Source organism: Massilia sp. NBRC 108631, assembly GCF_059704565.1.
In genome coordinates this window covers 30326-57051 of record NZ_BAAKJE010000252.1, presented here as the reverse complement: position 1 = coordinate 57051, position 26726 = coordinate 30326, and the positions used below count along the sequence as shown (strand labels likewise).

Here is a 26726-nt window from a genome sequence, read left to right as displayed (position 1 = left end):
CCTCGAGGTTGGTGTCAGCGCAGGGCTGCGCCCTCCCGCTGCCGGATCAGGGCGGCGAACTGGTCGTGCGGGATGGCGGGACTGAGATAGTAGCCCTGCATCAGGTCGCAGTTGCGGCCTTTCAGGAAGTTCAGCTGGGCTTCGGTTTCCACGCCTTCGGCCACCACCTCCAGCCGCAGGCTGTGCGCCAGCGCGATGATGGCGGTGACGATGGCCACGTCGTCCGCGTCCATCGGCACGTCGCGCACGAAGGAGCGGTCGATCTTGATGATGTCGACCGGGAAGCGCTTCAGGTAGGACAGCGAGGAATAGCCGGTGCCGAAGTCGTCGATCGACAGGCGCACGCCCAGGCCGCGCAGGCGGTGCAGCGCCTTGAGCGTGTCCTGCGCGTTCTCCATCAGCGTGCTTTCTGTGATCTCCAGCTCCAGCAGGTGCGGCGGCAGGCCGGTGTCGGCCAGCACCGCTTCCACCGAGGCGGCGAATTCCTTCTGCAGCAGCTGGCGCACCGAGAGGTTGACCGCCACCCGCAGCGGCGGCAGGCCCTGCTCCATCCAGCTGCGCAGCTGGGCGCAGGCGGTGCGCAGCACCCAGTCGCCGAGCGGGTTGATCAAGCCGGTTTCCTCGGCCAGCGGAATGAATTCGTTGGGCGGCACCATGCCGCGCGTTGGATGGCGCCAGCGCACCAGCGCTTCCATGGCGATGATCTGGCCGTCTTCCAGGCTGGCCTGCGGCTGGTAATACACCTCCAGCTGCTGCTGCTCCAGCGCGCGCCGCAAGTCGCTTTCCAGTCGCACGTGCTCGGAGATGGACTGCTCCATCGAGGCCTCGTAGAACTGGAAGCCGGTGTTGGTCTTCTTGGCGCGGTACATGGCGCTGTCGGCGTGCTTGACCAGGGTGGCCACGTCGCTGCCGTCGTGCGGGTACATGGCGATGCCGACGCTGCTGGTGACGAAGATGTCGTGGCCGTCGATCTGGAACGGCGCGGCCAGCACGCGGCAGATGTTGTGGGCGGCGGTGGCGGCGGCGGCCGGCCCGTCCAGGTCGCTCAACACCACGGTGAACTCGTCGCCGCCCAGCCGGGCCACGGTATCTACCGTGCGTACGCTGTGGCGCACGCGCTGGGCCACCGCCACCAGCAGGCGGTCGCCGACGTCGTGGCCCAGGTTGTCGTTCACGTACTTGAAGCGGTCCAGGTCCATGAACAGCACGCCGAGCAGCTTGGCGTCGTTCTTGGCTTGCTGGATGCCTTGCGCCAGCAGCTCAAAGAACAGGGTGCGGTTCGGCAGGCCGGTGAGCAAGTCGTTATAGGCCAGGTGGCGGATGCGCTTCTCGGCGCGGTTGGCCTCGATGATGCGGCGCACGCGCTGCGACAGCACGGCGTAGTGGATCGGTTTCGGGATGTAGTCGCTGGCGCCGGCGGCGAAGGCGCGCTCGACCGAGGAATTGTCCTGCAGTGCGGTGATCATCAGCACCGGGATGGCGCTGCCGCCCGGCAGTTCCTGCAGGCGCGCGCAGGCGGTGAAGCCGTCCATCACCGGCATCACGGCGTCCATCAGGATCACGTCCGGATGGAAGCGCTTCAGCATGGCCAGGGCTTGCACGCCGTCGGCCGCTTCCTCCACCTGGAAGCCGTCGCGCTGCAGGGTGTAGCGCAGCGTGCTGCGGGTGCTGCGGTCGTCGTCGACGATCAGCACCGAGGCCAGTTCTTCTTGCGGTGCGTCGGTTTCGGGGTCGTCCACACTCATTTCGGCACTGAGAAAGGCCGCCACGCTGCCGTATTCGGCGCGCAGCGCCGGCAGCAGCGGGGCGATGTGGGACAGCCGGCGCTCGATGGCCAGCGCTTCGATCTGCTGCGCCAGCAGCGCCAAGGCGTTCGCGCCCAGGTTGCCGGACGAGCCTTTCAGCGCGTGGGCGCGGGCCCGTGCCGTGTCGCTGTCGCCGGTGTGCACGGCCTGTTCCAGTTCGTTCAGGTAGACCGGCGAATCTTCCAGGAAGGGCGACACAGCGTGCGGCAGCGCCGCGCCCAGGATTTCGCGCAGTTTCTCGAACACTTCCATGTCGATCGGCGCCAGGTGGTGCGGTTCTGCATGCTGGCCTGCGTGCAGCTGCGCCAGCGCAGCCGTGGCGGGGGCGCCATGCGCCTGGTTGGCCGAGTGGGGGTCGCTTCCATGCGGCAGCCATTTCTGCAGCTTGTGGCGCAGCTCGACCAGCGTGATCGGCTTGGCCAGATAGTCGTCCATGCCGGCCGCCATGCATTTCTCCGCGTCGCCGCGCTGGGTGTTGGCGGTCATGGCCACCAGCGGCGTGCGCAAGCCTTCGGCTTCCTCCGCCACGCGGATGTGGGCGGTGGCTTCGTATCCGTCCATTTCAGGCATGCTGCAGTCCATCAGGATCAGGTCGAAACGGCTGCGCTTGGCCGCCTCCACCGCTTCGCGGCCGTTGGCGGCGAACTCGCATACGCAGTTGTTCATGGCCAGCATGCCGGCCGCCACCATCTGGTTGGTGCGGTTGTCCTCGGCCACCAGTACGCGGAACTGGCGCGCGGGCAGGGCGCCGCCCGGCTGCGCGTGCTGCGGTTCGGCGTGGCTGCGGCCGGCCAGCAGTTCATGCAGGGCGTTCAGCAGGCGCGACTGGCGCAGCGGCTTGGGCAGCACGGCGTGGCTGCTGGCGTGCGCTTGCGGCGGCGAGCCGGTGCCGCCGTGGCGGTCCATCAGCAGCAGGTGCGGCGACAGGCCGGCGGCGGCAATGCGTTCGGCGATGTCGCTGCCCTGGTCGTCGGTGGCGCCGATGTTCATGATGACCACGTGGTAGGGCTGGCCGGCTTCGGCCGCTTCTTTCAGTTCCACCATGGCTTCGCGCCCGCAGCTGCTCAGGTAGCAGGTCATGGCATGGCGTGTCAGCGTGTCCTTGAGGAAGACCAGCACGGTGGCGCTTTCGTCCAGCGCCAGCACGCGCACATTGGCCAGCGCCGGATCGGCCTGGAAGGGCAGCTGGGCGGGCGCCGCCTGGCAGCGCACGGTGACGACAAAGGCGGTGCCGCTGCCCAGCGTACTGTCGACGCGGATGTCGCCGCCCATCAGGTTGACCAGCTGCCGGCAGATCGCCAGGCCCAGGCCGGTGCCGCCGTAGCGGCGCGTGGTGGATGGATCGGGCTGCACGTAGGATTCGAACAGGTGCTGCTGCACCTCCCGGGTCATGCCGATGCCGGTGTCGCGCACTTCGAATTCGAGCGCGATGCCGGTGTCGCCCGCCGCCGGCGAGGTCGCCAAAGCGGTGGCCAACGAGACCTGCAGCGTGACTTCGCCGTTGTCCGTGAATTTGACGGCATTGCCCATCAGGTTGATCAGGATCTGGCGCAGGCGCAGCGCATCGCCGGTGATGCGTTCGGGTACGCCCGGCATCACCAGGTAGGCCAGTTCCAGGCCCTTTTGTTGCGCCGGACGGGCCACCAGCTCGATCACTTCCTCCAGCAGCTTGCGCAGGTCGAAGTCGGTTTCCTCCAGCGTCAGCTTGCCGGCGTCCATCTTGGAAAAGTCCAGCACGTTGTTGATCAGGTCGATCAGCGTGCGCGACGAGTTCCAGGCCACGTCCACGCATTCCTGCTGGCGCTGCGTGAGGCGCATTTCCTTCAGCATGTCGAGCATGCCGACCACGCCGTTGAGCGGGGTGCGCACCTCGTGGCTGACGGTGGCGGCGAATTGCGCCTTCATCTCGGCCATGTTGACGGCCGCGTCGCGCGATTCCTTCAGTTCCGCCTCGCGCTGCTCCAGCACGTTCATCATCTTGTTGAACGCTTGCGCCATGTCGATCAGGTCGCGCGGGCCGGCCGGCGCGGCGCGCATGCCCGATTCGCCCGCTTCGGCGCGGCGCATCAGGTTCGACAGCGCGTTGAGGGGATTGATCATGTGGCGCGTCAGCAGGCGCACCAGCGCCAGCAGGATGGCGGCGAACGAGAGGGTCAGCGCCATGTTGCCCACCAGCAGGGACCAGGTCAGGCGGTTCAGCGTGTCCTTGCCGACCTGGACGTGGACATAGCCCAGCAGCTGCGGCTTCTGGTCCTGCATGTCGAACGGCGAGGCCTCGCTCTGGCCGCCATACACCGGCGCGGCGAACAGCCACGCTTCCGAGCTTTCACCCACCAGGCTGGCGTTGGCCGGGCTGGCCTGGGCCGCAGTCATGGTCGACAGGCGCGCGCTCAGCGGGCCTTGCAGCAGCAGCGGCTTGTGCTTGGCGTCGCTGATCTGCAGGCCCACCACGTCCGGGAAGGCCAAGGTGGTGCTGACCACGTCGCGCGCGTTCTCGGCCGAGTGGAACAGCAGCGCCAGCGTGCTTTGGCGGGCCAGGTTGTCGGCGATGCGCTGGCCTTGCTCGGTAAAGTGGTCGCGCATGCGGCCGCGCGCTTCCCAGGAATTCATCAGCGACGAGAACAGGGCCAGGCCGAGAATGGCGGCCGAGACGATGACGGTCAGCTGACGGCGAAATCCTGTACGGCGCAAATAATTATGAAACATAGTCCACCGAAAAGAGGCTGCAAAAATACATCGTCAGGGCTGCGGGAACACGTAGTCGAAATTGCGTTGCTGCTGGTGGCCCAGGTTCAGGCCCATGTGGCTGGCCGTGCGCAGGTTGATGGCCGTCTGCAGTTCGCGCAGCGGCGTCAGGCTGCGGCGCTTGCCGTCGCCGGCAATCACGCCCAGCGCGCTGCTGGCCAGCGTGCGGCCCAGTTCCACATTGTTTGGCGCCATGGCGAACAGCGCCCCTTTTTTCACGTGCAGCATATTCGACGAGAACACCGGCACGCCGCTGTTCCAGGATTCGCGCAGCACCAGCGGCAGGATGGTGCTTTCCTCCACCGTGGTGCTGTCGTGCGGCAGCCAGAGCGCATCGCGCCGGTTGTCGGCCGCGCCGATCACCTGCGGGTAAAGCTGGGCCGCGCGCGACAGGTCGTTGGCCACGTGCGCCACCAGCTCCAGCCCCTGGGCGCGGGCTGCGTCGCGCGCCAGCCGGATCAGCCAGTCGCTCTTGGCCGGGTCGTACACCACCACCACGCGGCGCAAGTCCGGCAGCAGCGCGCGCAGGCGCGCGAACAGCACCGCCGGATCGGGCGTGAGGCTGATGCCGGCCACGTTTTCGGCGTCCGACAGCAGCAGCACGCCGCCCACCAGCACGGTGATTTCGCGGTCCAGGCCGGCCGTCGCGTTCAGGCCCTGGCGGCCCAGCGCGATGACGACCTTGGTGCCGTTGTGCTTGAGCGTGGCGTTCAGTTCGGCGACGTCCACCTTGGGATCGACCGGGTAGCTGCGCACGCGCAGCTTGGTGCGCTCTTCGATGCCCTGGATGATGCTGGTGAAAGCGTGGCGGAATTGCGCCTCCACATTGGGGTAGAGCACGGCGATGGTGCCCTTGCCGATCGACGCCTGCACTTCCGGCCGGCGCAGCTGGTCTTCCAGCTGCGCCAGGGTGACGGGGCGCACGTAGCCGCGCGGCACGTCGCGCGGCAGGCTTTGCTGGAATTCGCGCAGGTATTCGCGCTGGCTGGACGCCGGCGTGCTGCCGGATTCGATGCGGGCCATCACTTCGCTGACGGTGGTGCGCGCGTCGGCGCCGGCGCCGGGGAGCTCGATATAGCTGTCGGCGTCGTTCAGCTCGGCGTTGGCGGCCGGCGCGGCAACGCCGGTCCCGAGCGCCAGCAGCAGCGCGGCGCTGGCGCGCAGGCGGCGGCTGGCATTAATTGTCATTTTAATCATTATACTATCCGGTGCGGCCCCGGCGCGGGTCTCTTACTGCTAGCGCCATACAGCGGCCAAATTACTGCCGGTAGTATATTCCACTTACTTGGCTGTTTAGAAAGAAATTTAATTTCGACCGGAAACAATTAACAGATCGTTAAAACTCTGTGGCCGGCGCGGCCGGGTAGCCCAGCAGCCATCAAGGTTCCGGGAAAATCGCGTCGTAAGTGCGCTGTTGTCCGAGGGCAACAGAGAGCCCGAAGTGACTGGCCGAGCGCCAGTTGAACGCGGTGCGCACCGCGCGCAGCGGCGTCAGGCCGGGGCGCGGATTGTCGCCGTTGAGCACGCCCAGCGCCAGGGTGGCCAGGTCGCGCCCCAGCGCGAAATTGTTGGGATAGAGCGCGAATAGCGCGCCTTTTTTCACGTGCAGGATGCTGCTGGAAAAGATTGGTACGCTGCGGTTCCAGGATTCCTTCAGCACCAGCGGCACGATGGTTTGCTCGTCGACCGTGACCGGATCGGGGGGCAGCCACAGCGCATCCGAACGGCCGTCGGCGGACGCCAGCGCGCTTTCGTAGCGGCGCGCGGCGCCGGCCAGGTCGCCAGCCTCGTGCGCCACCAGTTCCAGCCCCTGGCCGCGCGCGGCCTCGCGCGCCAGTTTTATTATGGGGCCGCTGGCTTGCGGGTTGTACACGACGATCACGCGCCGCACGTGCGGCATCATGCTTTTCAGGTAGCTGAACAGCAGCGCCGGGTCGGGCAGCAGCGTGATGCCGCGCAGCCGCTCGCTATCCGGCGCCGAACTGACGCCGCCCACCACCACGCCGGTGGAGCCGTCGAAGGCACTGGCTGCTTGCAGTCCCTGGCGCCCGAGCGCGATCACCACCTTGCCGCCGTTGCGCTTGAGCGTGGCCTGCAGGTCGGCAAAGTCGGCATTGGCGGCCACCGGGTAGCCGCGCACGCGCAGCTTGGCCTGTTCTTCGATGCCTTCGATAATTTCGGTGAAGATCTTGCGGTGGGGCTGGCCGATGTCGGGATAGATGACCGCAAGCGATTCGGGCGCAGGGGCGCCCAGCACGCGCTCGCAAAAGAGCGCGGTGCACAGCGCCGGCAGCACGGCAAGCAGCGAACGTCGGTGGCTAGAGTCCAGGTCAGGCAAGGGGTGGTCGTACCGGAGTGGTGGTTGTTCTGAACAAAAATGTACCACGCCTGCGGCTATTGCTCAAAAACATCTTGCTGACTCCGTTGTATAGACATCCGGCGGGGCTGCTGCTCAGGCGGTGACCATAGCGGTTGGCAGCGGCTACCATTTGCAGCCGGAGTCCTTTTTGTCGGTGAGTATCATCACCGGCACGATAATCAGGGCCAGGATGCCGGTGCCGGACGCCACGTCCTTGCAGTCGGCGCGGGCGGTGCGGCCCACCGCGCTGCCCAGCGGCGTATCGGACGGCGGGCCGTACAGGGGCTTGTCGTAGATCTGTGCGATGGGCGGATCATCCTTGGTGGACTTGGCGGTGGCCAGCTTGCGGGCCGATTTCATGGCGGCGCTCACGTCAAATTTGCCCTGGACAGGCGCTGCCGCTGGCGCGAAGGGATCGGCCGGCAGGCTGGGCCCCGCCTGCGCCGTGGCCGGCGGGGTGGCGCCGCTGTGCGCGACGGCGGACGGCTGTTCCACGGGCGCGGCCGATTGCGCGCGGACGGCGCTGCCTGGCCGTTGCGAGAGGCGAGGCGGCGGGAGCGGCGCGCGCCGGGTGGCCATTTCCGGGGCAGCCGCAGGGACGGGCGTGCCGACGGGCTGGGACGAGGGAAGGGCGGCGGGCGGCGTCAGCCACACCATCATGCGGCGCGGGTCGGGCGGTCGCTCGCGGTGCACGGGGGCGGCCATCATGGCGATCAGCCCGGCATGCAGCAGCAGTGAAACGGCGATGCCGGGCAGCAGGGTCCGATTTTTAGCCATGGTGAGAATGCGCCGGGTTGCGCGTGTCATATTTAATAAACAATATTCTAGCACTCAGGCCAGCTTTCTAGGCTGCAATGTCGAGAGCATTACCGCGCCGATGACGAGCGCTCCGCCCAGCAGGACGGACGCGCCCGGCGCGCTGCCGAACAGCAGCCAGGCCAGCGCGATGGCGTACACCGGTTCCATGCAGATCACGATGGCCACGGTCTGCGCCTTCACCTGTTCCAGCGCCTGGATCAGCATGGTGTAGGCCAGCCCGGTGCATACCGCGCCCAGGCAGGCCAGCAGCAGCCATTCGCCGGCCTCGAGCGCGGCCGCTTCGCGCCAGCCGAACGGGGCCAGCACGCAGGCCGCCGCCAGGCACTGCCACCAGCACGACTGGGTGCCGCTGGCCGCGCTGGACAGGTAGCGGTTGAACACGGCGATGCAGGCGTAGATGGCGCCGGACAGGATGCCCCACAGCAGGCCGGTGGTGGACGCGTTGCGCAAGTCGAAGGCGGGCGTGATGAGCACCAGGCCGGCCAGCACCAGCAGCAGCACGGCCGCGTCCCGGGCGCGCAGGCGCTCGCCGAGGATGGCCAGTTCCAGCAGCGCCACGAACACCGGGAAGGAGGCGAAGCCTAGCGTGGCCAGCGCCACGCCGCCGCTGCGCACGGCCATGAAGAAGGTGACCCAGTGCAGCGCCAGCACCACGCCAGCCCCCATCAGCTTGCCGATGTCGCGCGCTGCCAGGCCGTGCCAGGGCGCACGCCTGCCGCAGGCGGCAAACAGGCCAAGCGCCAGCACGGCGAAGGCGGTGCGTCCGAACACGATCATGACCGGACTGGCGCTCATGGCATGACCGAATAGCGCGGTGCTGCCGAACAGCAGGGCGGCGAAGTGCAGTTTGAGCAGGGCGCTGGAGCGGGACATGGCAGCCGGGCAATAAAACCCCCATTAGACCTGAACGCGCCCGGCTTGCAAACCGAATTCGGCTACGACGGCGCTACCAGCCGATGTCCTTCAGCAGCGGCAGGGTCAGGTCGCGCGGCGGCGCCACCTCGTGCGACAGGTCGCCGCTGATGGCTGGCTCCATCAGCTGGTTGGGCTTGGCGGCCGTGCTGTAGTGCGACACCGAGGATCCCGGCTGCAGCGGATCGGGCGCGTACATCAGCATGCGCCGCTCGGGGTCCGCGCCCGCCAGTTTCAGCGGATTCACCCCCAGGCTGGCCGTTACGCCGGACTGGGTGCGGGAGCGGCGCTGCAACTGCGCGCGGATGGCGTTGCCATCCTCCTGCGTCAGGCGGACCGCCGGGATGGCGACGGCCGGATCGGCGCCGCCCAGGCCGGTGAGCGGCCCGGCCACGTTGTCCACCACAATCATGGCGATGGCGCCCGCGTTCTGCACGTTGAGCGCCTTCACCACGAAGGCGCATGCGCCACGGTCCACCAGCGCCACGTTGCCGTTCACGGCCAGCGCGTTTTGCGGCGACAGCGGCTCGCACGCCAGGCCACGGCCATCGGGCTGGTCCGCCACCGGCATCACCTGCCCGGTCAGCGGCGGATTGGCCAGCGGCGGACCGAAGGAGGCGTCGCCCACCTCGTAGTCGCGCGCGGCGGGACCGGCTGCCGGGCCGGCCACCGTGAGGCGGGACACCGGGTCCAGCACGTCCGGTACCGCCGCCGTCACGAACGGGCCGTTCCACGCCAGGCCGTCGTTGCTGATGGCCGAGGCGGCGCGCTGGGCCGGGGTCAGCTCCACCCACTCGTGGCCGAGGCGGTTGTCGAGCAGGTAGTGGTCCCAGATCGACGGGACGCCGGCGTAGTACTGGCCATTGGCCTCGTCGGTGAAGGTCTGGAAACCCAGGCCGTGTGCGATTTCGTGCAGCAGCACGGTAACGAAGTCGGTGGCGCTGCCGAAGTTGCCGTCCAGGCCCAGGTAGAAGCCGCCGCCGGGCAGGCAGTCGGCCGCCAGGCCCAGGCGCGAATTGAAGGTGGCGCCGATGTGCGGGTCGCCGGGGGCGGACAGGTCGGCGCCGCGCAGCTTGTTGGCCAGTGCGGCCGGGTACCATGTGTTGGCCTTGGGCGCGCCGGGGAAGTCGGCGAAGATGTCCCACGCCCCGGCCGCGCCCAGCACGCCGCTGTTGGCGCTGCACGGCAAGGGATCGAAGGCGGCGCGGATGCGGATCGGCACGCTGCTGTTGAGCCGGCTGCCCCACAGCTTGGCGGCGTAGGTGAAGGCTATCAGGCGCTGTTCGCCCAGCGTCGTGCCGGTGTTGCCGCCCACCGGCGCGGCCGGCGTGGGGTCGTTGAAGCCCTCGCCGGGGCCGTCGGCGACGACGATGACGATGGGCACGGCGGCAAAGGCTGCGCCCCAGCCTGCGGCCAGGCTTGCGCAGCAGAGCAGGGCGGCGGCCGCAGCGCGCGAGACGAGGCGGTTAACGGTGTTCATGGCTGTTTTCCTCGCTGGCGTTGGCGCCCCGCGGGCGGGAACCATCCTGGCGCAGGGCGGCCTCGGCCGCCTGCTCGCCATGCACGCAGCGGCTGGCCAGGACGCCGTCCGCGCCGCGCGTGGCCACCGAGTAGACCTGGCGCTGGGCGACGCGCGACTGGCGGGTGCCGTCCGGGTGCTGGAACACTTGCGGCGCCACCGTGGGAGGACGTCCCTGCTGCGCCCGCAGGGCCTCGAACTCGGCCGCCGTGGGCGCGCGCAGGGCGCCGGTTTCGGCGTCGCGCACCAGTACCATGCCGTCCTGCCCGGCCGCCGCCGCACCTTGCGCACCGGCCAGCAAGGACGCCATCGCCAGCAGGCGCGCCACGGAGGCACGGCGCCGCGCGCGCCACAGCACCAGCAGCAGGCCGCCGGCGAGCATCAGCCATACGGACGGCTCGGGCACGGCGTTCACCACCACCGTGTCCAGGCCGATATAGTCGGCGTTGGCCGCAGGCCCGGTATAGCGGAAGGCGAAACGGACGGTGGTACCGGGGTCCGTGGTCAGCGAGTACTGCTGCCAGAGGGCGGGATAGGGGCCGCCGCCGCCCAGGGTCAACAGCACGTTGCTGAAATCGCCGATGGCGGAACCGCCGCTGGAGTAGCGTACCTCAAGGTGGTCGCTGAAGCCGGGTGTGGCGGCGCTGCGGGTGTAGAAGCTGAGGGTGGCCGCGCCCGGCAGGCTCAGTTCCGGAGTGATGAGCCAGTTGTCGATGGTGCCGCTGCCCTGGCCCGCGCTGAGGAAATTGGCGGCGATATAGGCGTTGCCGGCGCCAGCCTGCGCCGGGAAGATGCCGCTGTTGCCCTGGAACCAGAGCGAGCCGGACGGGTTGCTCTGGTTGACGAACAGCCAGCCGCCCAGCGCGCCGACATCGTCAAACCCGGTGCTGAGTACGGTTACCTCGGCTCGCGCCTGCGGGGCGGCGGCCAGCATCGCCGCCAGGACCGCATGCAAAGATCTTGCTGGAGTTCTCATGGTGCACTCTCCTTTTCGCTGAGAAATTAAACGAAGCGCAAGATGCGCCGCGCCGTTTCAGTGTATGGAAAGGCAACATTAAGATATTGATATTTGTTCTATATCAAGCGATTAATGGCTGAACTAGTCGTCGAACGTGGGAATTTGCTTGCTCATATTGGCCATCATGGCTGCCTGGAGGTCGTTCGACATCAGCATCGCGGCGTTCCAGGTAGCAATGTAGTTCAAGCCGTCGGCCACGCTGTGGTCGCGCGCGTAGCTGATCATTTCCTTGGTGCCGCGCATGGCCAGCGGCGACTTGGCGGCGATGCCGGCGGCGATCTCGCGCACGCCTGCCGCCAGCGCCTCGGGCGATTCGAACACGCGGTTCACCAGGCGGATCTCGCGCGCTTCCGCCGCGTCCACCCTGCGGGCGGTGTAGGCCAGCTCGCGCGCCGTGCCTTCGCCGATCAGGCGGGGCAGGCGCTGCAAGGTGCCGACGTCGGCCGTCATGCCGATGTCGATTTCCTTCACGCTGAACCAGGCGTCGGCCGAGCAGTAGCGCATGTCGGCGCAGGTGACCAGGTCGATGCCGCCGCCGATGCAGGCGCCGTGGATGGCGGCCAGCACCGGCTTGCGGCAGCGCTCCAGGCTGCTCAGGCAATCCTGCAGGTCGAGGATGGTGCGGCGCAGGTTTTCGCGGGTGCGGCCGTCGCAGTCGTTGCGGATCGAGGCAGCCAGGCCCATCATCATCTGCAGGTCGATGCCGGACGTGAACAGTTTGCCTTCGCCCTCCAGCACCACGGCACGCACTTCCGGCGTGCTGTCGGCCCACTCGAAGGCGGTGCGGATTTCGTGCCACATGGCCAGGTTCATGGCGTTGGCCTTGTCCGGACGGTTCAGCCGTATCACGGCCACATGCGCTTCCAGGCTCACTTGCAAGGTTTCGTAACTCATGGTGGTCTCTTTTATTAGGATGATGGGGTGCCGTGGGCATTTTATGCGATTACAATGCATGCTTCCGTAATTAGAAACAGTGTTCTAGTGCAAAGCCGCCAACTCTACTTCCGCCTGCTTGGACAGTTCCGTCCCTATCTTGGCGCCATGTTCGCCACGCTGCTCGCAGTGGGCATAGCGGCGGCCACCGACGTTATGCTGATTCGCCAGTTGCAAAACGTGGTGGATGCCTTGCAGCCCGCCGGCTCGGCCGCCGGTCCGCTGGGCGCGATCCAGGGCGCCACCGGCGGCATGATGGTGACGGTGCAGAGCTGGCTGGATTCGCTCTTGCCCGGCAATCCTGCCGAGGCAGCGCTGTGGAGCATCCCGCTGGTCATCACCAGCCTGGCGCTGCTGCGCATGGTGAGCAGCTTTTCCGCCGATTACGGCTCGGCCTGGCTCACCAGCCGCGTCCAGGCCAATATGCGCGAAGCCATGTTCGCGCGCCTGCTGCGCTTGCCGAACAAGTATTACGACCAGACTTCCACCGGCGCCACCCTGTCGCGTGTGGCGTACGACGCTGCCCAGGTGGCCCAGGCCGGCCTGAACGTGCTGAACGTCTTTGTGCGCGACTCTGTTGCGACGGTCGGCTACTTGATCCTGCTGATCACCATCGACTGGCAACTGGCATGCTTCTGCTTCGGCCTGTTGCCACTGGTGGCGGTGGTGGTGACCGTGGCGGGGCGCCGCATGCGCCGCCTGGCCGAGGATGCGCAGGCCGCCATGGGAGAATTGAGCAGCGTGCTCGATGAAAGCATCGGCGGCCAGCGCGTGGTGAAGATATTCGGCGGCGAGGCGTACGAGCAGCGCCGCTTCCACGACGTGGTCAAGCATAACCGCCATCTGGCGGTGAAGCACGCCGCCACGGCGGCGATGAATTCGGGCCTGATCATGATGCTGGTGGGGATCACGCTGTCGGCCGTAATCTACTTTGCGCTGCTGCGTGCCCGCGCCGGCCACTTGTCGCCAGGTGCGTTCGTCGCTTTCATGGTGTCGCTGATGGCCATGCAGTCGCCGATCAAGAATCTGACCAAGATTAACGAGCCGCTGCAGCGCGGCCTGGCTGCCGCCAAGTCGGTGTTCGGGCTGATCGACGCGCCGGCCGAGGTGGACCAGGGCACGCGCGAGCTGAAACGCGCCACCGGCAGTATTTCGCTGCAAAACGTGGGTTTCCAGTACAACGTGGGCGACCCGGACGCGGCGCCGGCCCTGCGCGACGTGTCGCTTGACATCGCCGCCGGCGAAACGGTGGCGCTGGTGGGCGGCTCCGGCAGCGGCAAGACCACGCTGGCCGGCCTGCTGCCGCGCTTCTACGACGTGGGCCAGGGCCGCATCCTGCTCGACGGCCACGACCTGCGCGACTACCGCCTGGCCGAACTGCGCTCGCAAATCGCCTTGGTGAGCCAGGACGTGGTGCTGTTCAACGACACGCTGGCTTCCAACATCGCCTACGGCGACCCGGCCCCGGACCAGGCCCGCATCGAGTCGGCGGCGCGCGCGGCCTATGCGCACGACTTCATCATGAAGCAGCCGCAGGGCTACCAGACGCAGGTGGGCGAGAACGGCTCGCGCCTGTCCGGCGGCCAGCGCCAGCGCCTGGCGATCGCGCGCGCGCTGTACAAGAACGCGCCCATCCTGATCCTGGACGAAGCCACCAGCGCGCTGGACACCGAGTCCGAACGCCAGGTGCAGGCCGCGCTGGAAGTGCTGATGCAGGGTCGCACCACGGTGGTCATCGCGCACCGCCTGTCCACTATCGAGAAGGCGGACCGCATCGTGGTGATGGAGTCCGGCCGCATCGCCGAATCGGGCAGCCACGACGCGCTGCTGGAGCGCGGCGGCCATTACGCGCGCCTGTACCAGACCCAGAAGCAGGCGCCGGTGCCGGGCTAATCCTTTTTCGCCATCTGCGCGGGCGGCTTGGCGTCGTCGCCCAGCACGTCCTGCACGTACAGCATCACCACCAGCACCATCAATACCGCCGTCATCGGCGTGGCCAGCGCCACGCCGGCCATGCCGAACACCGCGCCGAACGTGACCTGCATGGCGATGGTCAGCGCTGGCGGCAGCGCCACCGTGTGCTGGTCGATCAGCGGTTCCAGCAGGTAGCCTTGCACCACCTGGATGCCGCCGAACAGCAGCAGCACGTACAGCGCTTGCGTGGGGCTGTCCGAGAACGCGATCAGCAGCGCCGGCACCCCCGCCATCAGCGGCCCCACGTAGGGAATGAAGTCCAGCAGCCCGGCGATAAGCCCCAGCAGCAGCGCCATCGGCACGCCCAGCAGGCTAAGCCCGACGGCGGTCATCACGCCGGCCGCCACCATCGAACAGGCTTTCCCCACCAGCCATTTGGACAGTGTGTCGCCGATTTCGTCCAGCACCGCGCGGGCACGCGGGCGGCGGCCCGGCGGCACCAGCGTGACAATGCCGTCGATGTAGAGCCGCGGACGCATGGCGAAGTAGATGCCGACCGCGAGGATGATGATGGCGTTGCCCAGCGCGCCGAACACGCCGGAGAAGAACAGGCCGGCGTTGGGCACCATGGCAGAGAGCTGCCGCGCCAGGTCCTTGTTGCTGGGCAGCTCGTTGAGCAGGCTGCGCAACCTTGGATAGCGCGCCAGTTCGGCCCGTACCTGGTCGAGCGAGGTGGGCACCACCTGGGCAAGGTGGCTGGCCTGTTCCGACAGCTGCGGCGCCATCAGCCAGCCGCCCACGCCGAGCAGCGCCGCCAGCAAGGCCAGCACCAGCGCCAGTGCAATGCGGCGCGACGGCAGGCGCAAACGCCGGTGGGCGATGCGGGCCAGCGCGTTGAGCAGGATGGCGAACAGGATGCAGGCGAAGATGAGCAGCAGCGCGTCCGCCGCAAACCATAAGGCGGCCAGCGTCAGCAGGAACAGGGCGGCGATGCCGTCCATCAGCACAACGCGGTGCAGGAAACCGCGCTGGCCGGTGTCGGCCGCCTGCGGGGTATGGTCGTCGCTCATCGGTATATGATTGCGCATTTCGCAAATGCGTGACGCACGCCGTGGGCGTCGGGCCCGGTTCAGTGATCAGTGCAGCGTTTGAAGGTACGCGGCGATGTCCACCGCGTCCTGCTCGGACACGCCCAGCACGGGCATGGCGGTACCCGGCTGCACATGGCGCGGGTCGCGCATCCAGAGCGCCATGCTGGCGGCGGAATTGGGCAGCCGCCCGGCGATCAGGGCGCGGCCGGCAATGCCTTGCAGCGGCGGCCCGACGTAGACGCGTGAACCGGTTACGCCCGGTATCATGTGGCAGGCCTGGCAAGCGTATTGCGTGAGGGCCGCGCGCCCGCGTTCCGGGCGGCCGGGCAGGACGCCCTGTGCGCCGTGGCCTGCCGCAGCGCCTGACCCGGTAGCCTGTGCCATCCAGTCGCTGTAGGTTGCCGGCGTCATTCTCGGCATCTCGGCGACGAAGGCCACCGTGGCCCACAGGTCCTGCTCGGCCATGTGGTACTCCCATGCCGGCATGCCGCTCATCTTGATACCGTGCCGGATAATCCAGTACATCTCGGCTGGCTGCCAGCGGCGCGCCGCGTCCACCAGCGGGCCGGGTACGGGCTGCATGCTTTGCCCGAACTTCTCCTGCGCCACGCCCGGACCGCCATGGCAGACTACGCAATGGCTGCGGTAAAGCGCCGCGCCGCGCCGTATCAGTTCGGGTTCGTCCAGCGGCGGCGCGGAAGTGGCGCTGGCGTAGCGCCGCACCGACTGGTGCATGGCCCGTTCCAGCAAGCTGTGCACCGGCTGCAGGTGCTGCTCATTGGCGGCCACGTTGTACCACCCCGATTCGACGAGCAGATAAGCGCCCAGCGCGCCGAGCGCAGCCAGTCCGGCCGTGGTTGCAGCCATGGTCTTGAGCATCAGCCGGCGCCGGTTGGATGGCATTGTTCTTGGTCAATAGAAATTAGCCAATTTTGGCATGCTTGTATTATAGCTACTGGCCTCATCAGCACAGGAGTTCAGCGGTGCGCACCTATCGGACAGTCAGCTGCATGGCTCTGCCCCTGGCTTTGCTGGCCGGGTGCAGCGACGACGGTCCGGCGCCCATGCCCGTCCCGGGCGGCAACGCCGGCGCCGGCAGGGCCCTGCTGGTGCGCTATCACTGCGCTGCCTGCCACAGCATCCCGGGTGTGGAAGGGACCCAGGGGCGGATCGGTCCGGCCCTCGACACGTTCGGGCGCGCCAGTTATATCGCCGGACAACTGCCCAACACCCCGGACGTGCTGCAACGCTGGATCGTCGACCCGCCGGCCGCCAAACCCGGCACGGCGATGCCCGCCATGGGCGTCTCGCCGGCCGATGCGCGCGACATGGCTGCTTACCTTTACACGCTGCGCTGAACATGGACGCCGTCTTTGCCCCCGCCAGTGCCGACGCGGCCATCATCTCGCAAATGGCCTGGGTGCTGATTGCGGGCGCGGCGCTGATTTTCGGCGGCGTGATGCTGCTGCTCGGGCTAAGCCTGCGCCGGCGCGGGCAGGGCGGCGCGGCCGGAGCAGGCGGGCGGGTGCTGCGCCCCGGACTATGGATTGTTGGCGGCGGCGTGCTGCTGCCGGTTGCCGTGCTGTCCGCACTCATGGCCTACAACGTGGTGCGCAGCGCGCAGCTCGACCCGCAGACCTCGCGCGGCGCGCTGCTGGTGTCGGTGACGGCCAGGATGTGGTGGTGGGAAGTGCGCTACAGCGATCCGTCCGGTGGAGCGGACATCGTCCTGGCGAACGAGCTGCACCTGCCTGCGGACCGCCCGGTCTACCTGGCGCTTACCAGCACGGACGTGATCCACAGCTTCTGGGTCCCTGCGCTGGCGGGCAAAATGGACATGGTGCCGGGCCGGATGACCGGACTTTCGCTGCGCCCGGTGAAAACCGGCGTGTATCGCGGCCAGTGCGCCGAGTACTGCGGCATCCAGCACGCCAGGATGGCGCTGCACGTTGTGGTCGAGCCGCCGACCGCCTTTTCCGCGTGGCTGGCGCAGCAGGCGCGCCCGCAGCCGCTACCTGCCGTGGGCGAAGGCGGCGCGCCGCTTGCGCTGGGTCGCGAACTCTTCCTGCAGCACTGCGCTGCCTGCCACGCGGTCCGCACCGCGGGGGGAGCGGCGGGGCTGGCTCCGGGTGCCGGTCCCTTGCAGCTGTCCGGCGCTGGACCAGACCTGACGCACGTGGCAAGCCGGCTCTACCTGGCTGCCGGCACGCTGCGCAACGAGCCTGGCGCCATGGCCGCATGGATCGCCGATCCGAATGCCCATAAGGCCGGTGTGCGCATGCCGGCCGCCAGCGGCGTCGACCCGGAATCGCTGCGGGCATTGGCCGCCTACCTGGAGCAATTGAAATGAGCCAGCTGCCCAATAGCCTGCCGCGTCCACCCGGCGAGCTGGAACAGCTGGAGCGCGTGTGGCGCACGCCCTCCGGCTGGCGCCACTTCAGTACCGTCAACAACACCAACATCGGCCGCCTGTACCTGGCCACGGCACTGCTGTTCTTCCTGCTGGCCGGCGTGCTTGGCCTGCTGATGCGGCTGCAGCTCGCCGTGCCCGGCAACACGCTGCTGGGCGCGGCCACTTACAACCAGCTGTTCACCATGCACGGCACGGTGATGATGTTCCTGTTCGCCATCCCCGTGGTGGAAGCGTTCGCCGTCTACCTGCTGCCCAATATGCTGGGTGCGCGCGACCTGCCGTTCCCGCGCCTTTCGGCCTACGCTTACTGGGCTTACGCCATCGGCGGCCTGGCCTTTTTTTGCACGCTGTTCGCAGGCCTGGCGCCGGATGGCGGCTGGTTCATGTACCCGCCGCTGACCGGCAAGGCCTGGTCGCCCGGCCTGGGAGCGGACTTCTGGCTGCTGGGCATAGGCTTCATTGAAATCTCCGCCATCGCCGGGGCCATCGAGCTTGTTGTCGGCATCCTGTTTACCCGCGCGCCCGGCATGACGCTCGCGCGCATGCCGGTGTTCGCGTGGGCCATGCTGGTCGTCGGCCTGATGATCGTGTTCGCGTTCCCGGCGGTCATCGCCGGTACCGCGCTGCTGGAACTGGAACGGGCATGGGACTGGCCGTTCTTCATCCCGGAACGCGGCGGCGACCCGGCCCTGTGGCAGCATCTGTTCTGGTTCTTCGGCCACCCGGAGGTGTACATCATCTTCCTGCCCGCTGCCGGGCTGGTGTCCACCATGCTTCCCGCGATCGCCGGCACGCCGCTGGTGGGGCGCCATGCGGTGATCTGGTCGATGGCCGTCACCGGTGTCGTCAGCTTCGCGCTGTGGGCGCACCATATGTTCACCGGCGGCCTCACGCTGCTGTCGGCCAGCCTGGTGTCGGCGGCCAGCATGGTGGTGGCGATTCCGGCCTCGGTCCAGGTGTTCGCGTGGATCGCCACGATCTGGCGGGCCGGCGTGCGGCGCGATCCGCACACCGGCCGCATGAACGGCCCCACCTTGTTCATGTTGGGCTTCCTGTCCATCTTCGCGCTCGGCGGGCTGACCGGCGTGATGGTGGCCGTGCTGCCGTTCGACTGGCAGGCGCACGACAGCTATTTCATTGTCGCCCACCTGCACTACGTACTGGTGGGCGGCATGCTGTTCCCGGTGTTCGCCGGCATCTGCTACTGGCTGCCGCTGCTGAACGGGCACACCATGTCCGAGCGCAGCAATCGCTGGGCCTTCTGGCTCATGTTCGGCGGCTTCAACCTGGGCTTCTTCACGATGCACATCACGGGCCTGCTGGGCATGCCGCGCCGGGTCTACACCTACGCGCCGGACCTGGGCTGGAATGGCCTGAACATGGTCTCCACCATCGGCGCTTTCGTGTTCGCCGCCGGTGTGCTGCTGTTCACGGTCGAGGTGGTACGCACGCTGTGCCGCCCGGAGCAGGACAAGGGCAACCCCTGGGGGGCGGCCACCATGGAGTGGCTGCCGGACGAGGAATACGGTCCGCGCAGCATACCGCTGGTGACGTCGAGCGAGCCGCTATGGGAGCAGGAGGGCCTGGCCGAACAGGTCGAGCGCGGCGCGCACTTCCTGCCCGGCACAGCCACTGGACGGCGCGAAACCATCTTCACCAGCTGGAAGGACGCCAGTCCGCGCTACCTGCTGATACTGGCAGGCGACAGCTGGTGGCCGCTGGTGGCGGCGGCTGGCACGGCGGGCTACTTCCTGCTGCTTACGGTAAAGTGGACCGTGCCGGCCTGGTTGTGCGGCCTGCTGGCGGTGGCCGCCGTCATGGCCTGGCTGTGGCAGACCGACCGCGTGCCGCCGATGGCGAGCGCGAAAGTGGCGGACCGGCTACGGCTGCCGGTGGGAGAGCGCGGCTGCAGGGGCCATTCGTGGTGGGCCTGCGTAATCATGCTGGTGGTGGACGGCTGCATCTTCGCGTCATTCGGGTTCACACACATCCACCTGGCGATGCAGCTGGCCGTGTGCCCGCCACCGGGCGCCAGCCTGCCTGCGGCACAATGGGCCTGGCTGTCGAGCGCGCTGTGGGTGGCGGGAGCCGCATTGATAGCGCTGGCCTGCCGGCCCGCGCGGCCAGGCGAGATGCCGGGCGAACCGCAATGCGGCTTGCTGCTGCTGGTCGCAGGCGCGCTGGCGTGTACGCTGGCCGCGATGGGCAGCGACATCGCCAGCCTGGCGACGGCCGGCCTGTCGGCCAAGAGGGATGCATGGAGCGCGTCGGTAGCGGTGCTGAGCGCCTACCAGGCCTTGCACGTGGTGCTGCTGACGCTGGCCGCGCCCTACCTGTGCGCGCGCTCGTGGCGCGGGCACCTGACCGCCGACAGCCGGGCCACGCTGAACAATGTGGCCCTGATCTGGTACTACACGGCGGCGCAGGGCGTGCTGGCGGCCTGGCTGCCGCGCATCATGGGCCAGGCCTAGGAGAACTGCTTCAGAAGGAGTACACCAGGGTCAGCGAGGTTTGCGTATCGGTGTTTTTCTTGTCTTCGGGGACGTTGGTGTCGCTGCGGGCGCTGAAGGCGGCCTTCATCTGCATGGTGCCGTTGATCTTGGTGCTAAGCGCCGTCTCGGCCTGCGAGTGCAGGTTCGAGGTGCCGCGTTCCATGCTGACCGTTTGCGTGAACAGCGCGGAAGGGCTGAGCTGCCAGCGCATCGAGGCTGCGCCGCGCACGGTCAGGCCGTTCTCGGATTCGCCGGTGGCGCGCGTGCCGGTGAAGTAGCCCGGACCCAGTTCCACGTCCAGGGTCTTGTCGCGCGACTTGAGCCAGCGCGAGCTGTGACCGACCGACAGCGAGCTGTAAGTGGTGTAGGCGCCGAACTTGTCGTCCACGTGGGAGCCGAGCACGAACAGCTTCTTGTTCTCGTCCACCAGCTTGTAGGCGGCCTTGGCCGACAGGGCGAAACGCTCGGCCGAACGCTCGCGCACCTTGTCGCCGTTGTCGGTGTGGGTTTCGTCTTCCTTGAAATAGCCGCTCAGGATGTATTCGTTGCTCCAGTTGTCCAGCTCCTGGCGCGCATCGATCTTGCCGGTGACGGAAGTGCCGACGGTGTTGCCGGTGGTGGTAATGGCGCCCAGTTCGGCCGAGGTGGACCAGGTGCGTTCAGGGATGTCCTGGGCGGCCGCGCCGCCGTGCGCGGCGGCCAGCGCCAGCGCGAGAATCGAAATCAATTTCATGTGTTGTGTGCCGTGCTGCTCGGGCAGGCCGGCCAGAATACGGTGAGCCAGCATTGTACCTTAATGCCGCTGGCCCCCGCCGTTCATGACACAATCGTTACAATTTGCCAGCTTATGATGCGAAGCCACCGTCGATCAGCAGGTTGGCGCCGGTGACGAAGCCCGCTTCAGGGCTGGCAACGTAGGCCACCATGCCGGCCACTTCTTCCGGGGTGCCGTGGCGCGGGATCGCCATCAGGCCGTGCATGACGGCGGCGAAGTCGCTGTCCTGCGGGTTCATGTCGGTGTTGACCGGGCCGGGACCCACGTTGTTGATGGTGATGCCGCGCGGCGCCAGGTCGCGCGACAGGCCTTGCACCAGGCCCAGCAGGGCGGACTTGCTCATGGCGTAGGCGGCTGCGCCGGCAAACGGCATGCGCACGGCATTGGTGCTGCCGATGTTGATGATGCGGCCGCCCTTGTCCATGAAGGGCAGCACGGCTTGCACGGCCACGAACACCGCGCGGATGTTGACGGCCACCGTGTCGTCGAAGTCCTTCAGCGAGAACTCGGCCACGTCGCCCATGCGCAGCACGCCGGCGTTGTTGACCAGGATGTCGACCTTGCCGAATTCGGCGGCGGTCTGCGCGATGGCGGCGGTGACGGCGGCAGCGTCGGCAGCGTCGGCCTTGATGGCGAGGGCGCGGCCGCCGGCGGCCTTGATGCTGTCGGCCAGCGCCTCGGCCACGGCGGACGAGGACTGGTAGGTGAAGGCGACGGCGGCGCCGCCCTCTGCCAGGCGGCGCACGACTGCCGCGCCGATGCCGCGCGCGCCGCCGGTGACGAAGGCGACTTTGTTGGCGAAGGTGGTAGCGGTGGTGATGGTGGTGGTGTTCATGTTGTTTCTCCTTGGGTGGGTTGATGAGTCCAGTATGTCCTTGTAATTACCTCTCCGCTAGACCGTAATCCGTTATTGCAGTTTCAACTGATGGTATAAAATAAAACGATGGAGCCCCTTAACTACCTGGAATCATTCATCCACGCCGCCGAGACGGGCAGCTTTTCCGCCGCCGCGCGCCGGCTCGGCCTGACGCCGGCCGCCGTCAGCAAGAACGTGGCGCGCCTGGAGGCAAGCCTGGGACTGCGGCTGTTCCAGCGTAGCACCCGCAGTCTCACGCTCACCAGCGGCGGCGAACGCTTCCTGCATCAGGCAGGCGGCGCTTTCTCCACTTTGAGGGACGCCTTCGCCAACGCGGCGGCGGACGACGGCCAGCCGTCAGGCGTGCTCAAAGTGGGCATGGCGCTGGCCTTCGGACGCGAGTACCTGCTGCCGCTGCTGGACGATTTCCTGCAGCGCTATCCGGCCGTGCTGCCGGACTGGCACTTCGACAACCGCCAGGTGGACCTGGTGGGCGGCGGGTTCGACGCGGCCATCGGGGGCGGCATCGAACTGTCGCCGGGCGTGGTGGCGCGGGAGTTGACCAAGGTCGATATGGTGGCGGTGGCGTCGCCGGCCTATATGGAAGGCCGTGAGTGGCCGCGCCATCCAGCCGACCTGGCCCAATTCGACGGCATCGTGCGGCGCTCGGCAGGCACCGGGCGCGCCAAAGTGTGGACGCTGGCGCACGACAGCGGCGAGCAGGGCTTGGCCGCCAGCCGTCCGCGCATGATATTCGACGACCCGGAGGCGATGGCGCACGCCGCCATGCGCGGCCTGGGCGTGGCGCTGCTGCCCATGCCCCACGCTGCGCACTGGCTGAAGCGCGGCGCGCTGGCGCGCTTGCTGCCGGGCTGGCACGCGGACGCGGGGCCGGTGTCGATCTACTATCCCAGCAAGAAGCTGCTGCCGGCGAAGACGCGTGTGTTTGTCGACTACGTGGTGGAGCACTTCCGGCGCCCTGAGGTGGCGGCCATCTTCGACAGCGGCAACTACTAGCGGGCGGAAAGCGTCATGGTTCCACGGAATGCGCGCGTTTCAGGCAGCGCAGCACGAAGGTGGAACGGCTGTGGCGCAGGCCGGGCAGCTTGTATAGCTTGCGGCGCAGGAATTCCTCGTAGCCGGCGGTGCCGGCCACCGCCACCTTGATCAGGTAGTCGTACTCCCCGGTGAGCAGGTAGGCTTCGATCACTTCCGGCAGGTCGGCCAGCGCCTGGCCGAATTTCTCGAAGATCTCGTCGTCGTGGCGGTCCAGCGTCACCTCGATGATGACTGTGTCCGGCAGGCCGAGCGCCTGCTGGTTCAGCACCGCCGTGTAGCTTTCGATCACGCCGTTCTCTTCCAGCGCCCGCACCCGGTTCCAGCACGGGGTGGTGGACAGGCCCACCTGTTCGGCCAGTTTGGTGTTGCTCAGGCGGCCGTCGCGCCGCAGTGCGCGCAGGATGCGGCGGTCGGTTTCATCGATGTTTGGTGTGGAATTCATGATATTGACAAAAATGAAGAAGAATATTCTTCATTCTAGCGAAAATGGCGCAATAACAGGAAGCCTATTTTCCTGGTCGGGCCGTATAGTTCTCAACATGAACACACACACCACTCCCTGCCGGAAAAGCCTGCGCTTCACCATCGAAGCAGACGCAGCCCTGTCCACGCTCGAGAACGCACTTGCGATTGTGCGCCGGGCCGGAATCGATCTGGAGGCGATGCGAATCAGCCAGTGCCCGCAGGGCATGGACGTGCGGATGCGGCTGGGGGCGCCGGAGGAGGATCTTCTGACGTTGTGCCGCATGCGGCTGCACAACGTCGTCGGCATCCTGGCGATCAAGGAATCGCCGGTAGCGCAGGCCTTTGCCGGGAAATCAGCCCGGAAGGTAAGCGTATTTAAAGGTGAACACGGCGGCGATGATCCACACGATGGGTTTGACTTCCCGCGCGCGGCCGGTGAGCAGCTTGAGCACGGCGTAGGTGATGAATCCGAAGGCGATACCGTGCGCAATCGAGTACGTGAACGGAATCAGCATGGCGGTGATACCAGCCGGTACGCTTTCCGTGGTGTCGCTCCAGTCAATATCCGCCAGGTCGCGCAGCATCAGGCAGGCCACGAATAGCAAGGCAGGGGCGGTGGCATAGGCCGGCACGGCGCCGGCCAGCGGGGCGATGAACAGGCAGGCCAGGAACAGCAGGGCCACCACCAGCGCGGTCAGGCCGGTGCGGCCGCCGGCCTGCACGCCCGACGCGCTTTCAACGTAGGCGGTGGTGCTGGAGGTGCCCAGCAGCGAACCGGCCACGATGGCGGCACTGTCGGCCAGCAGGGCCTTGTTCATGCGCTCCATTTTTCCCGGCACCAGCAGGCCGGCGCGGCTGGCCACGCCCATCAGGGTGCCGGTGGCGTCAAACAGTTCAACCAGGAAGAACACCAGCACCACATTGACGATGCCGACCGACAGGGCGCCCTTGATGTCGAGCTTCAGCAGGGTCGGGTCGAGCGATGGCGGTGCGGAGAATATGCCGTTGAACTTGTTGTCGCCGAAGACGAAGCTGAGCAGGGTCACCGCGACGATGCCGATCAGGATGGCGCCGCGTACTTTCAGCTTGTCCAGCGCCACAATCAGCATGAAACCGAAGATGGCCATTAGCGCCGGCGGCTTGTGCAGGTCGCCCGCAGTGACCATGGTGGCCGGATTGGCGGTGACGATGCCGGCGCTCTTGAGCGCAATCAACGCCAGGAACAGTCCCAGGCCGACCGTGATGGCGGTGCGCAGTCCGTGCGGGATGCCGTTGATAATCAGGCCGCGCAGCCCAAGCAAGCTGACGACGACAAACAGGCAGCCTGAAATAAATACCGCACCCAGCGCCGATTGCCAGGGCACGCCCATGCCGAGCACCACGGCGTAGGCGAAATAGGCATTCAGGCCCATGCCGGGCGCCATGCCGATCGGGTAGTTGGCGTACAGCGCCATGATGGCCGTGCCCAGCGCGGCGGCCAGGCAGGTGGCGACAAACACCGCTTCCTTGGGCACGCCGGCGTCGCCAAGGATGGCGGGGTTGACGAAGATGATGTAGGCCATGGTGAGGAAAGTGGTGATCCCTGCCACGGTTTCGGTCCGCACGTCCGAGCCGGCTTCTTTTAGTTTGAATAGTTTTTCAGCGATGGACATTGGGGCTCCCGGAATGGTGTCAGGAGCAGCATATCATCTCTCGGTCAGCTCCCAAAAGCCGTTTTGGCGGTGTGGCGCGGGCGCCAGCCGGTGGTCCAGCCGGTGGTCCAGCCGGTGGTCCAGCCGGTGGTCCAGTTGATGGGTCAGCCCGAGGGCGTCCAGGAAGCGGGCGTCGTGCGAGACCACGGCGAGCGCGCCGGTGTAGCTTTGCAGCGCCTGTTCCAGTGCCCGCACCGCGGCCAGGTCGAGGTGGTTGGTGGGTTCGTCCAGCAGCAGGAGCTGGGCCGGCTCCCCGCGCCACAGCGCGCAGGCCAGCGCCGCTTTCAGGCGTTCGCCGCCGCTCAGCAGGCAGGAAGGCGTCTGCACTTGCGCCGTCTGCAGGCCCAGCAGGGCAAGGCGGCTGCGCAGTTCGCCTTCCAGCAAGGGGCTGTCCAGCTGGCGCAGGCGCTCCAGCACCGTCAGTTCTGGCGGCAGCAGGGCGGCGGCATGCTGGTCCAGCCAGGCGTGCGGCACGCAGATCCGGCATTCGCCGGACAAAGGCGGCAACAGGCCCGCCATCATTTTCAGCAGCGTGGTCTTGCCGCAGCCGTTGGGGCCTGTGATCGCAAGCCGCACCGGGCCGGCCAGCGTGAAGTCCAGTGCCGCACCGGCTTGCGCTGCCGGGGGCGGGGCGCCGCCGGCGCCGCCGCGCGCGAGGGGCGTCTGCAAGCCTGGCGGCGGATACGGCGGCACCACGCTGTCGAACTGGACAACGCGCCTGCCCGGCGGGACGGTGCTGGCCGGCAGCAGCAGGGCGACGGCTGCGGGTGCGTTCAGGCGGGACGCGGCCTCGCGCACTGCATCGTCGAGGGCTGCGCTGGTGTCGGCGCGGCGCTGGACTTCGCGGCCGGCGCTGGCCTCGGCCTGCCGTTTCAGCTTGCCGCGCAGGATAGGGGCGATATTGGCCTCTTTGCCCACCCTGGCATTGCGGGCAGCGCGGGCTTGCTGGCCGTCGTGCTGCTTGCGCAGGGCGCGCAGCGCCGTGTCGCGTTCATTGCGCGCGTGTTCCAGCGCGCCGCGCGCGGCGTTGCCGGCGGCCTCGCGCTGTGTCTCGTAGTGGCTGTAGTTGCCGCCATAGCTGTGCAGGCCGGCCGCGTCCAGCTCGACGATGCGGTCCATCGTGTCCAGCAGCTCGCGGTCGTGGCTGACGACCACGGCGCCGCCGCGCCAGTCCAGCAAGCGCGCACACAGCCATGCGCGCCCGGCGCGGTCCAGGTGATTGGTGGGTTCGTCCAGCAGCAGGCCTGCCGCCCGGGACAGGAAGGCGCCCGCCAGGGCCACCCGCATCAGTTCGCCGCCGCTCAGGCCCGCGGCACTGTCGCCGGGCCGCAGTTGCGGCATGCCGCACTCGGCCAGCGCCTGCGCGAATTCGGCCGCCATGTGCCAGCGGCCCTCCAGCAGATCCAGGTCGTCGCTGCGGACTTCGCCCGCGTCCATGCGGCGCAGCGCGTCGAACAGCGCGGCCAGCCCGGCCACGGCGGCAACCGTGTCGCCGGCGGCAGGGCGTATTTCCTGCGGCACGAACACGACGCCGCCTTCGCGCAGCACGGCGCCGCTGTCGGGCGCGACCAGGCCTGCCATGACGCGGGCCAGCAGGCTTTTGCCTGTGCCGTTGGCGCCCACCAGGCCGGTTCGTTCGGCGTGGAAAGTGGCCTCCAGGCGGTCGAACAGGACGCGGCCGGAAGGCAGTGCCAGCGACAACCGGCGCAGGGCGATCGAGAAAACGCTGGAAGGTGAGGGCGCGTTGGACGGCGCCACGGCCACCGTGGCGGTGGCGTTGACAAGTACTGCCATAAAAGTAAGCTCCAGACGAGATATGACGTCATACGCAGGCCGCGCGGCGGTCGTGCGTTCTCTTGC

The 26726-nt window shown here is 67.7% G+C and carries 20 protein-coding genes; 5 read left to right on the top strand and 15 right to left on the bottom strand.

The features are described from left to right. Positions 1-14: 14 nt before the first annotated feature. From AC6H42_RS27600 to AC6H42_RS27565, 8 genes are all read right to left on the bottom strand, one after another. Positions 15-4511, bottom strand: coding sequence for an EAL domain-containing protein (locus AC6H42_RS27600; protein WP_497549414.1), 4497 nt, complete (start codon positions 4509-4511; stop codon positions 15-17). Positions 4512-4544: 33 nt separating this feature from the next. Then, positions 4545-5747, bottom strand: a complete 1203-nt coding sequence (locus AC6H42_RS27595) for an ABC transporter substrate-binding protein (RefSeq protein ID WP_057156457.1) — start codon at positions 5745-5747, stop codon at positions 4545-4547. A gap of 181 nt (positions 5748-5928) precedes the next feature. Then, positions 5929-6888, bottom strand: coding sequence for an ABC transporter substrate-binding protein (locus tag AC6H42_RS27590; RefSeq protein ID WP_497549413.1), 960 nt, complete (start codon positions 6886-6888; stop codon positions 5929-5931). Between the two features lie 144 nt (positions 6889-7032). Further along, the gene (locus AC6H42_RS27585) at positions 7033-7686 is read right to left on the bottom strand and encodes a hypothetical protein (protein ID WP_497549412.1); all 654 of its coding nucleotides are present in this window, start codon (positions 7684-7686) and stop codon (positions 7033-7035) included. Between the two features lie 54 nt (positions 7687-7740). Next, positions 7741-8601, bottom strand: coding sequence for a DMT family transporter (locus tag AC6H42_RS27580; RefSeq protein WP_057156459.1), 861 nt, complete (start codon positions 8599-8601; stop codon positions 7741-7743). A gap of 73 nt (positions 8602-8674) precedes the next feature. Next, entirely contained in the window at positions 8675-10120 is a 1446-nt protein-coding gene (locus AC6H42_RS27575; protein WP_497549411.1) for a PA domain-containing protein, read from the bottom strand. Continuing rightward, a complete protein-coding gene (locus AC6H42_RS27570; RefSeq protein WP_082551927.1) occupies positions 10107-11135 on the bottom strand; it encodes a choice-of-anchor J family PEP-CTERM protein in 1029 nt (342 codons plus the stop codon). The genes AC6H42_RS27575 and AC6H42_RS27570 overlap by 14 nt, the downstream gene beginning before the upstream one ends. Positions 11136-11258: 123 nt before the next feature. Next, positions 11259-12071, bottom strand: a complete 813-nt coding sequence (locus AC6H42_RS27565) for a crotonase/enoyl-CoA hydratase family protein (protein WP_497549410.1) — start codon at positions 12069-12071, stop codon at positions 11259-11261. Between the two features lie 87 nt (positions 12072-12158). Between AC6H42_RS27565 and msbA the strand changes: the two genes are divergently transcribed. Continuing rightward, the gene (gene msbA / locus AC6H42_RS27560) at positions 12159-14003 is read left to right on the top strand and encodes a lipid A export permease/ATP-binding protein MsbA (RefSeq protein ID WP_057156462.1); all 1845 of its coding nucleotides are present in this window, start codon (positions 12159-12161) and stop codon (positions 14001-14003) included. Here the strand turns inward: msbA and AC6H42_RS27555 are convergent. Both AC6H42_RS27555 and AC6H42_RS27550 read right to left on the bottom strand, forming a co-directional pair. Next, positions 14000-15094, bottom strand: coding sequence for an AI-2E family transporter (locus tag AC6H42_RS27555; protein ID WP_057156463.1), 1095 nt, complete (start codon positions 15092-15094; stop codon positions 14000-14002). The genes msbA and AC6H42_RS27555 overlap by 4 nt on opposite strands. A gap of 66 nt (positions 15095-15160) precedes the next feature. Continuing rightward, entirely contained in the window at positions 15161-15994 is an 834-nt protein-coding gene (locus AC6H42_RS27550; protein WP_229418252.1) for a c-type cytochrome, read from the bottom strand. Between the two features lie 131 nt (positions 15995-16125). On the opposite strand from AC6H42_RS27550, the gene AC6H42_RS27545 reads away from it, so the two are divergent. Genes AC6H42_RS27545 through AC6H42_RS27535 form a run of 3 tightly spaced genes read left to right on the top strand, consistent with a single transcriptional unit; the run spans position 16126 to position 19999 of the window. Continuing rightward, positions 16126-16473: a c-type cytochrome gene (locus AC6H42_RS27545; protein ID WP_057156465.1), complete on the top strand. Its 348-nt coding sequence runs from the start codon at positions 16126-16128 to the stop codon at positions 16471-16473. A gap of 2 nt (positions 16474-16475) precedes the next feature. Beyond that, positions 16476-17465: a cytochrome c oxidase subunit II gene (locus AC6H42_RS27540; protein WP_497549409.1), complete on the top strand. Its 990-nt coding sequence runs from the start codon at positions 16476-16478 to the stop codon at positions 17463-17465. After that, positions 17462-19999 carry a cbb3-type cytochrome c oxidase subunit I gene (locus AC6H42_RS27535; protein WP_497549408.1) on the top strand — a complete coding sequence of 846 codons (2538 nt, stop codon included), beginning with the start codon at positions 17462-17464 and terminating at the stop codon, positions 19997-19999. Before AC6H42_RS27540 ends, AC6H42_RS27535 begins: the two co-directional genes overlap by 4 nt. Before the next feature lie 10 nt (positions 20000-20009). On the opposite strand, the gene AC6H42_RS27530 is transcribed toward AC6H42_RS27535, so the two are convergent. Continuing rightward, positions 20010-20753: a DUF481 domain-containing protein gene (locus tag AC6H42_RS27530; RefSeq protein WP_057156758.1), complete on the bottom strand. Its 744-nt coding sequence runs from the start codon at positions 20751-20753 to the stop codon at positions 20010-20012. 112 nt (positions 20754-20865) lie between these two features. Next, a complete protein-coding gene (locus tag AC6H42_RS27525; protein ID WP_057156468.1) occupies positions 20866-21630 on the bottom strand; it encodes an SDR family oxidoreductase in 765 nt (254 codons plus the stop codon). Positions 21631-21738: 108 nt separating this feature from the next. Between AC6H42_RS27525 and AC6H42_RS27520 the strand changes: the two genes are divergently transcribed. Further along, positions 21739-22668: a LysR family transcriptional regulator gene (locus AC6H42_RS27520; protein WP_057156469.1), complete on the top strand. Its 930-nt coding sequence runs from the start codon at positions 21739-21741 to the stop codon at positions 22666-22668. Positions 22669-22681: 13 nt separating this feature from the next. Here AC6H42_RS27520 and AC6H42_RS27515 read toward each other — a convergent pair whose 3' ends face one another. The 3 genes from AC6H42_RS27515 to AC6H42_RS27505 all read right to left on the bottom strand — a co-directional run bounded on the left by AC6H42_RS27515 (position 22682) and on the right by AC6H42_RS27505 (position 26660). After that, complete coding sequence (locus AC6H42_RS27515) at positions 22682-23152, bottom strand: Lrp/AsnC family transcriptional regulator (RefSeq protein ID WP_497549407.1); 471 nt, start codon at positions 23150-23152, stop codon at positions 22682-22684. Between the two features lie 376 nt (positions 23153-23528). After that, on the bottom strand, positions 23529-24827 hold the full coding sequence (locus AC6H42_RS27510; RefSeq protein ID WP_497549406.1) for an NCS2 family permease: 1299 nt from the start codon (positions 24825-24827) through the stop codon (positions 23529-23531). A 33-nt stretch (positions 24828-24860) separates the two neighbouring features. Continuing rightward, positions 24861-26660, bottom strand: a complete 1800-nt coding sequence (locus AC6H42_RS27505) for an ABC-F family ATP-binding cassette domain-containing protein (protein WP_497549405.1) — start codon at positions 26658-26660, stop codon at positions 24861-24863. Positions 26661-26726 lie beyond the last annotated feature (66 nt).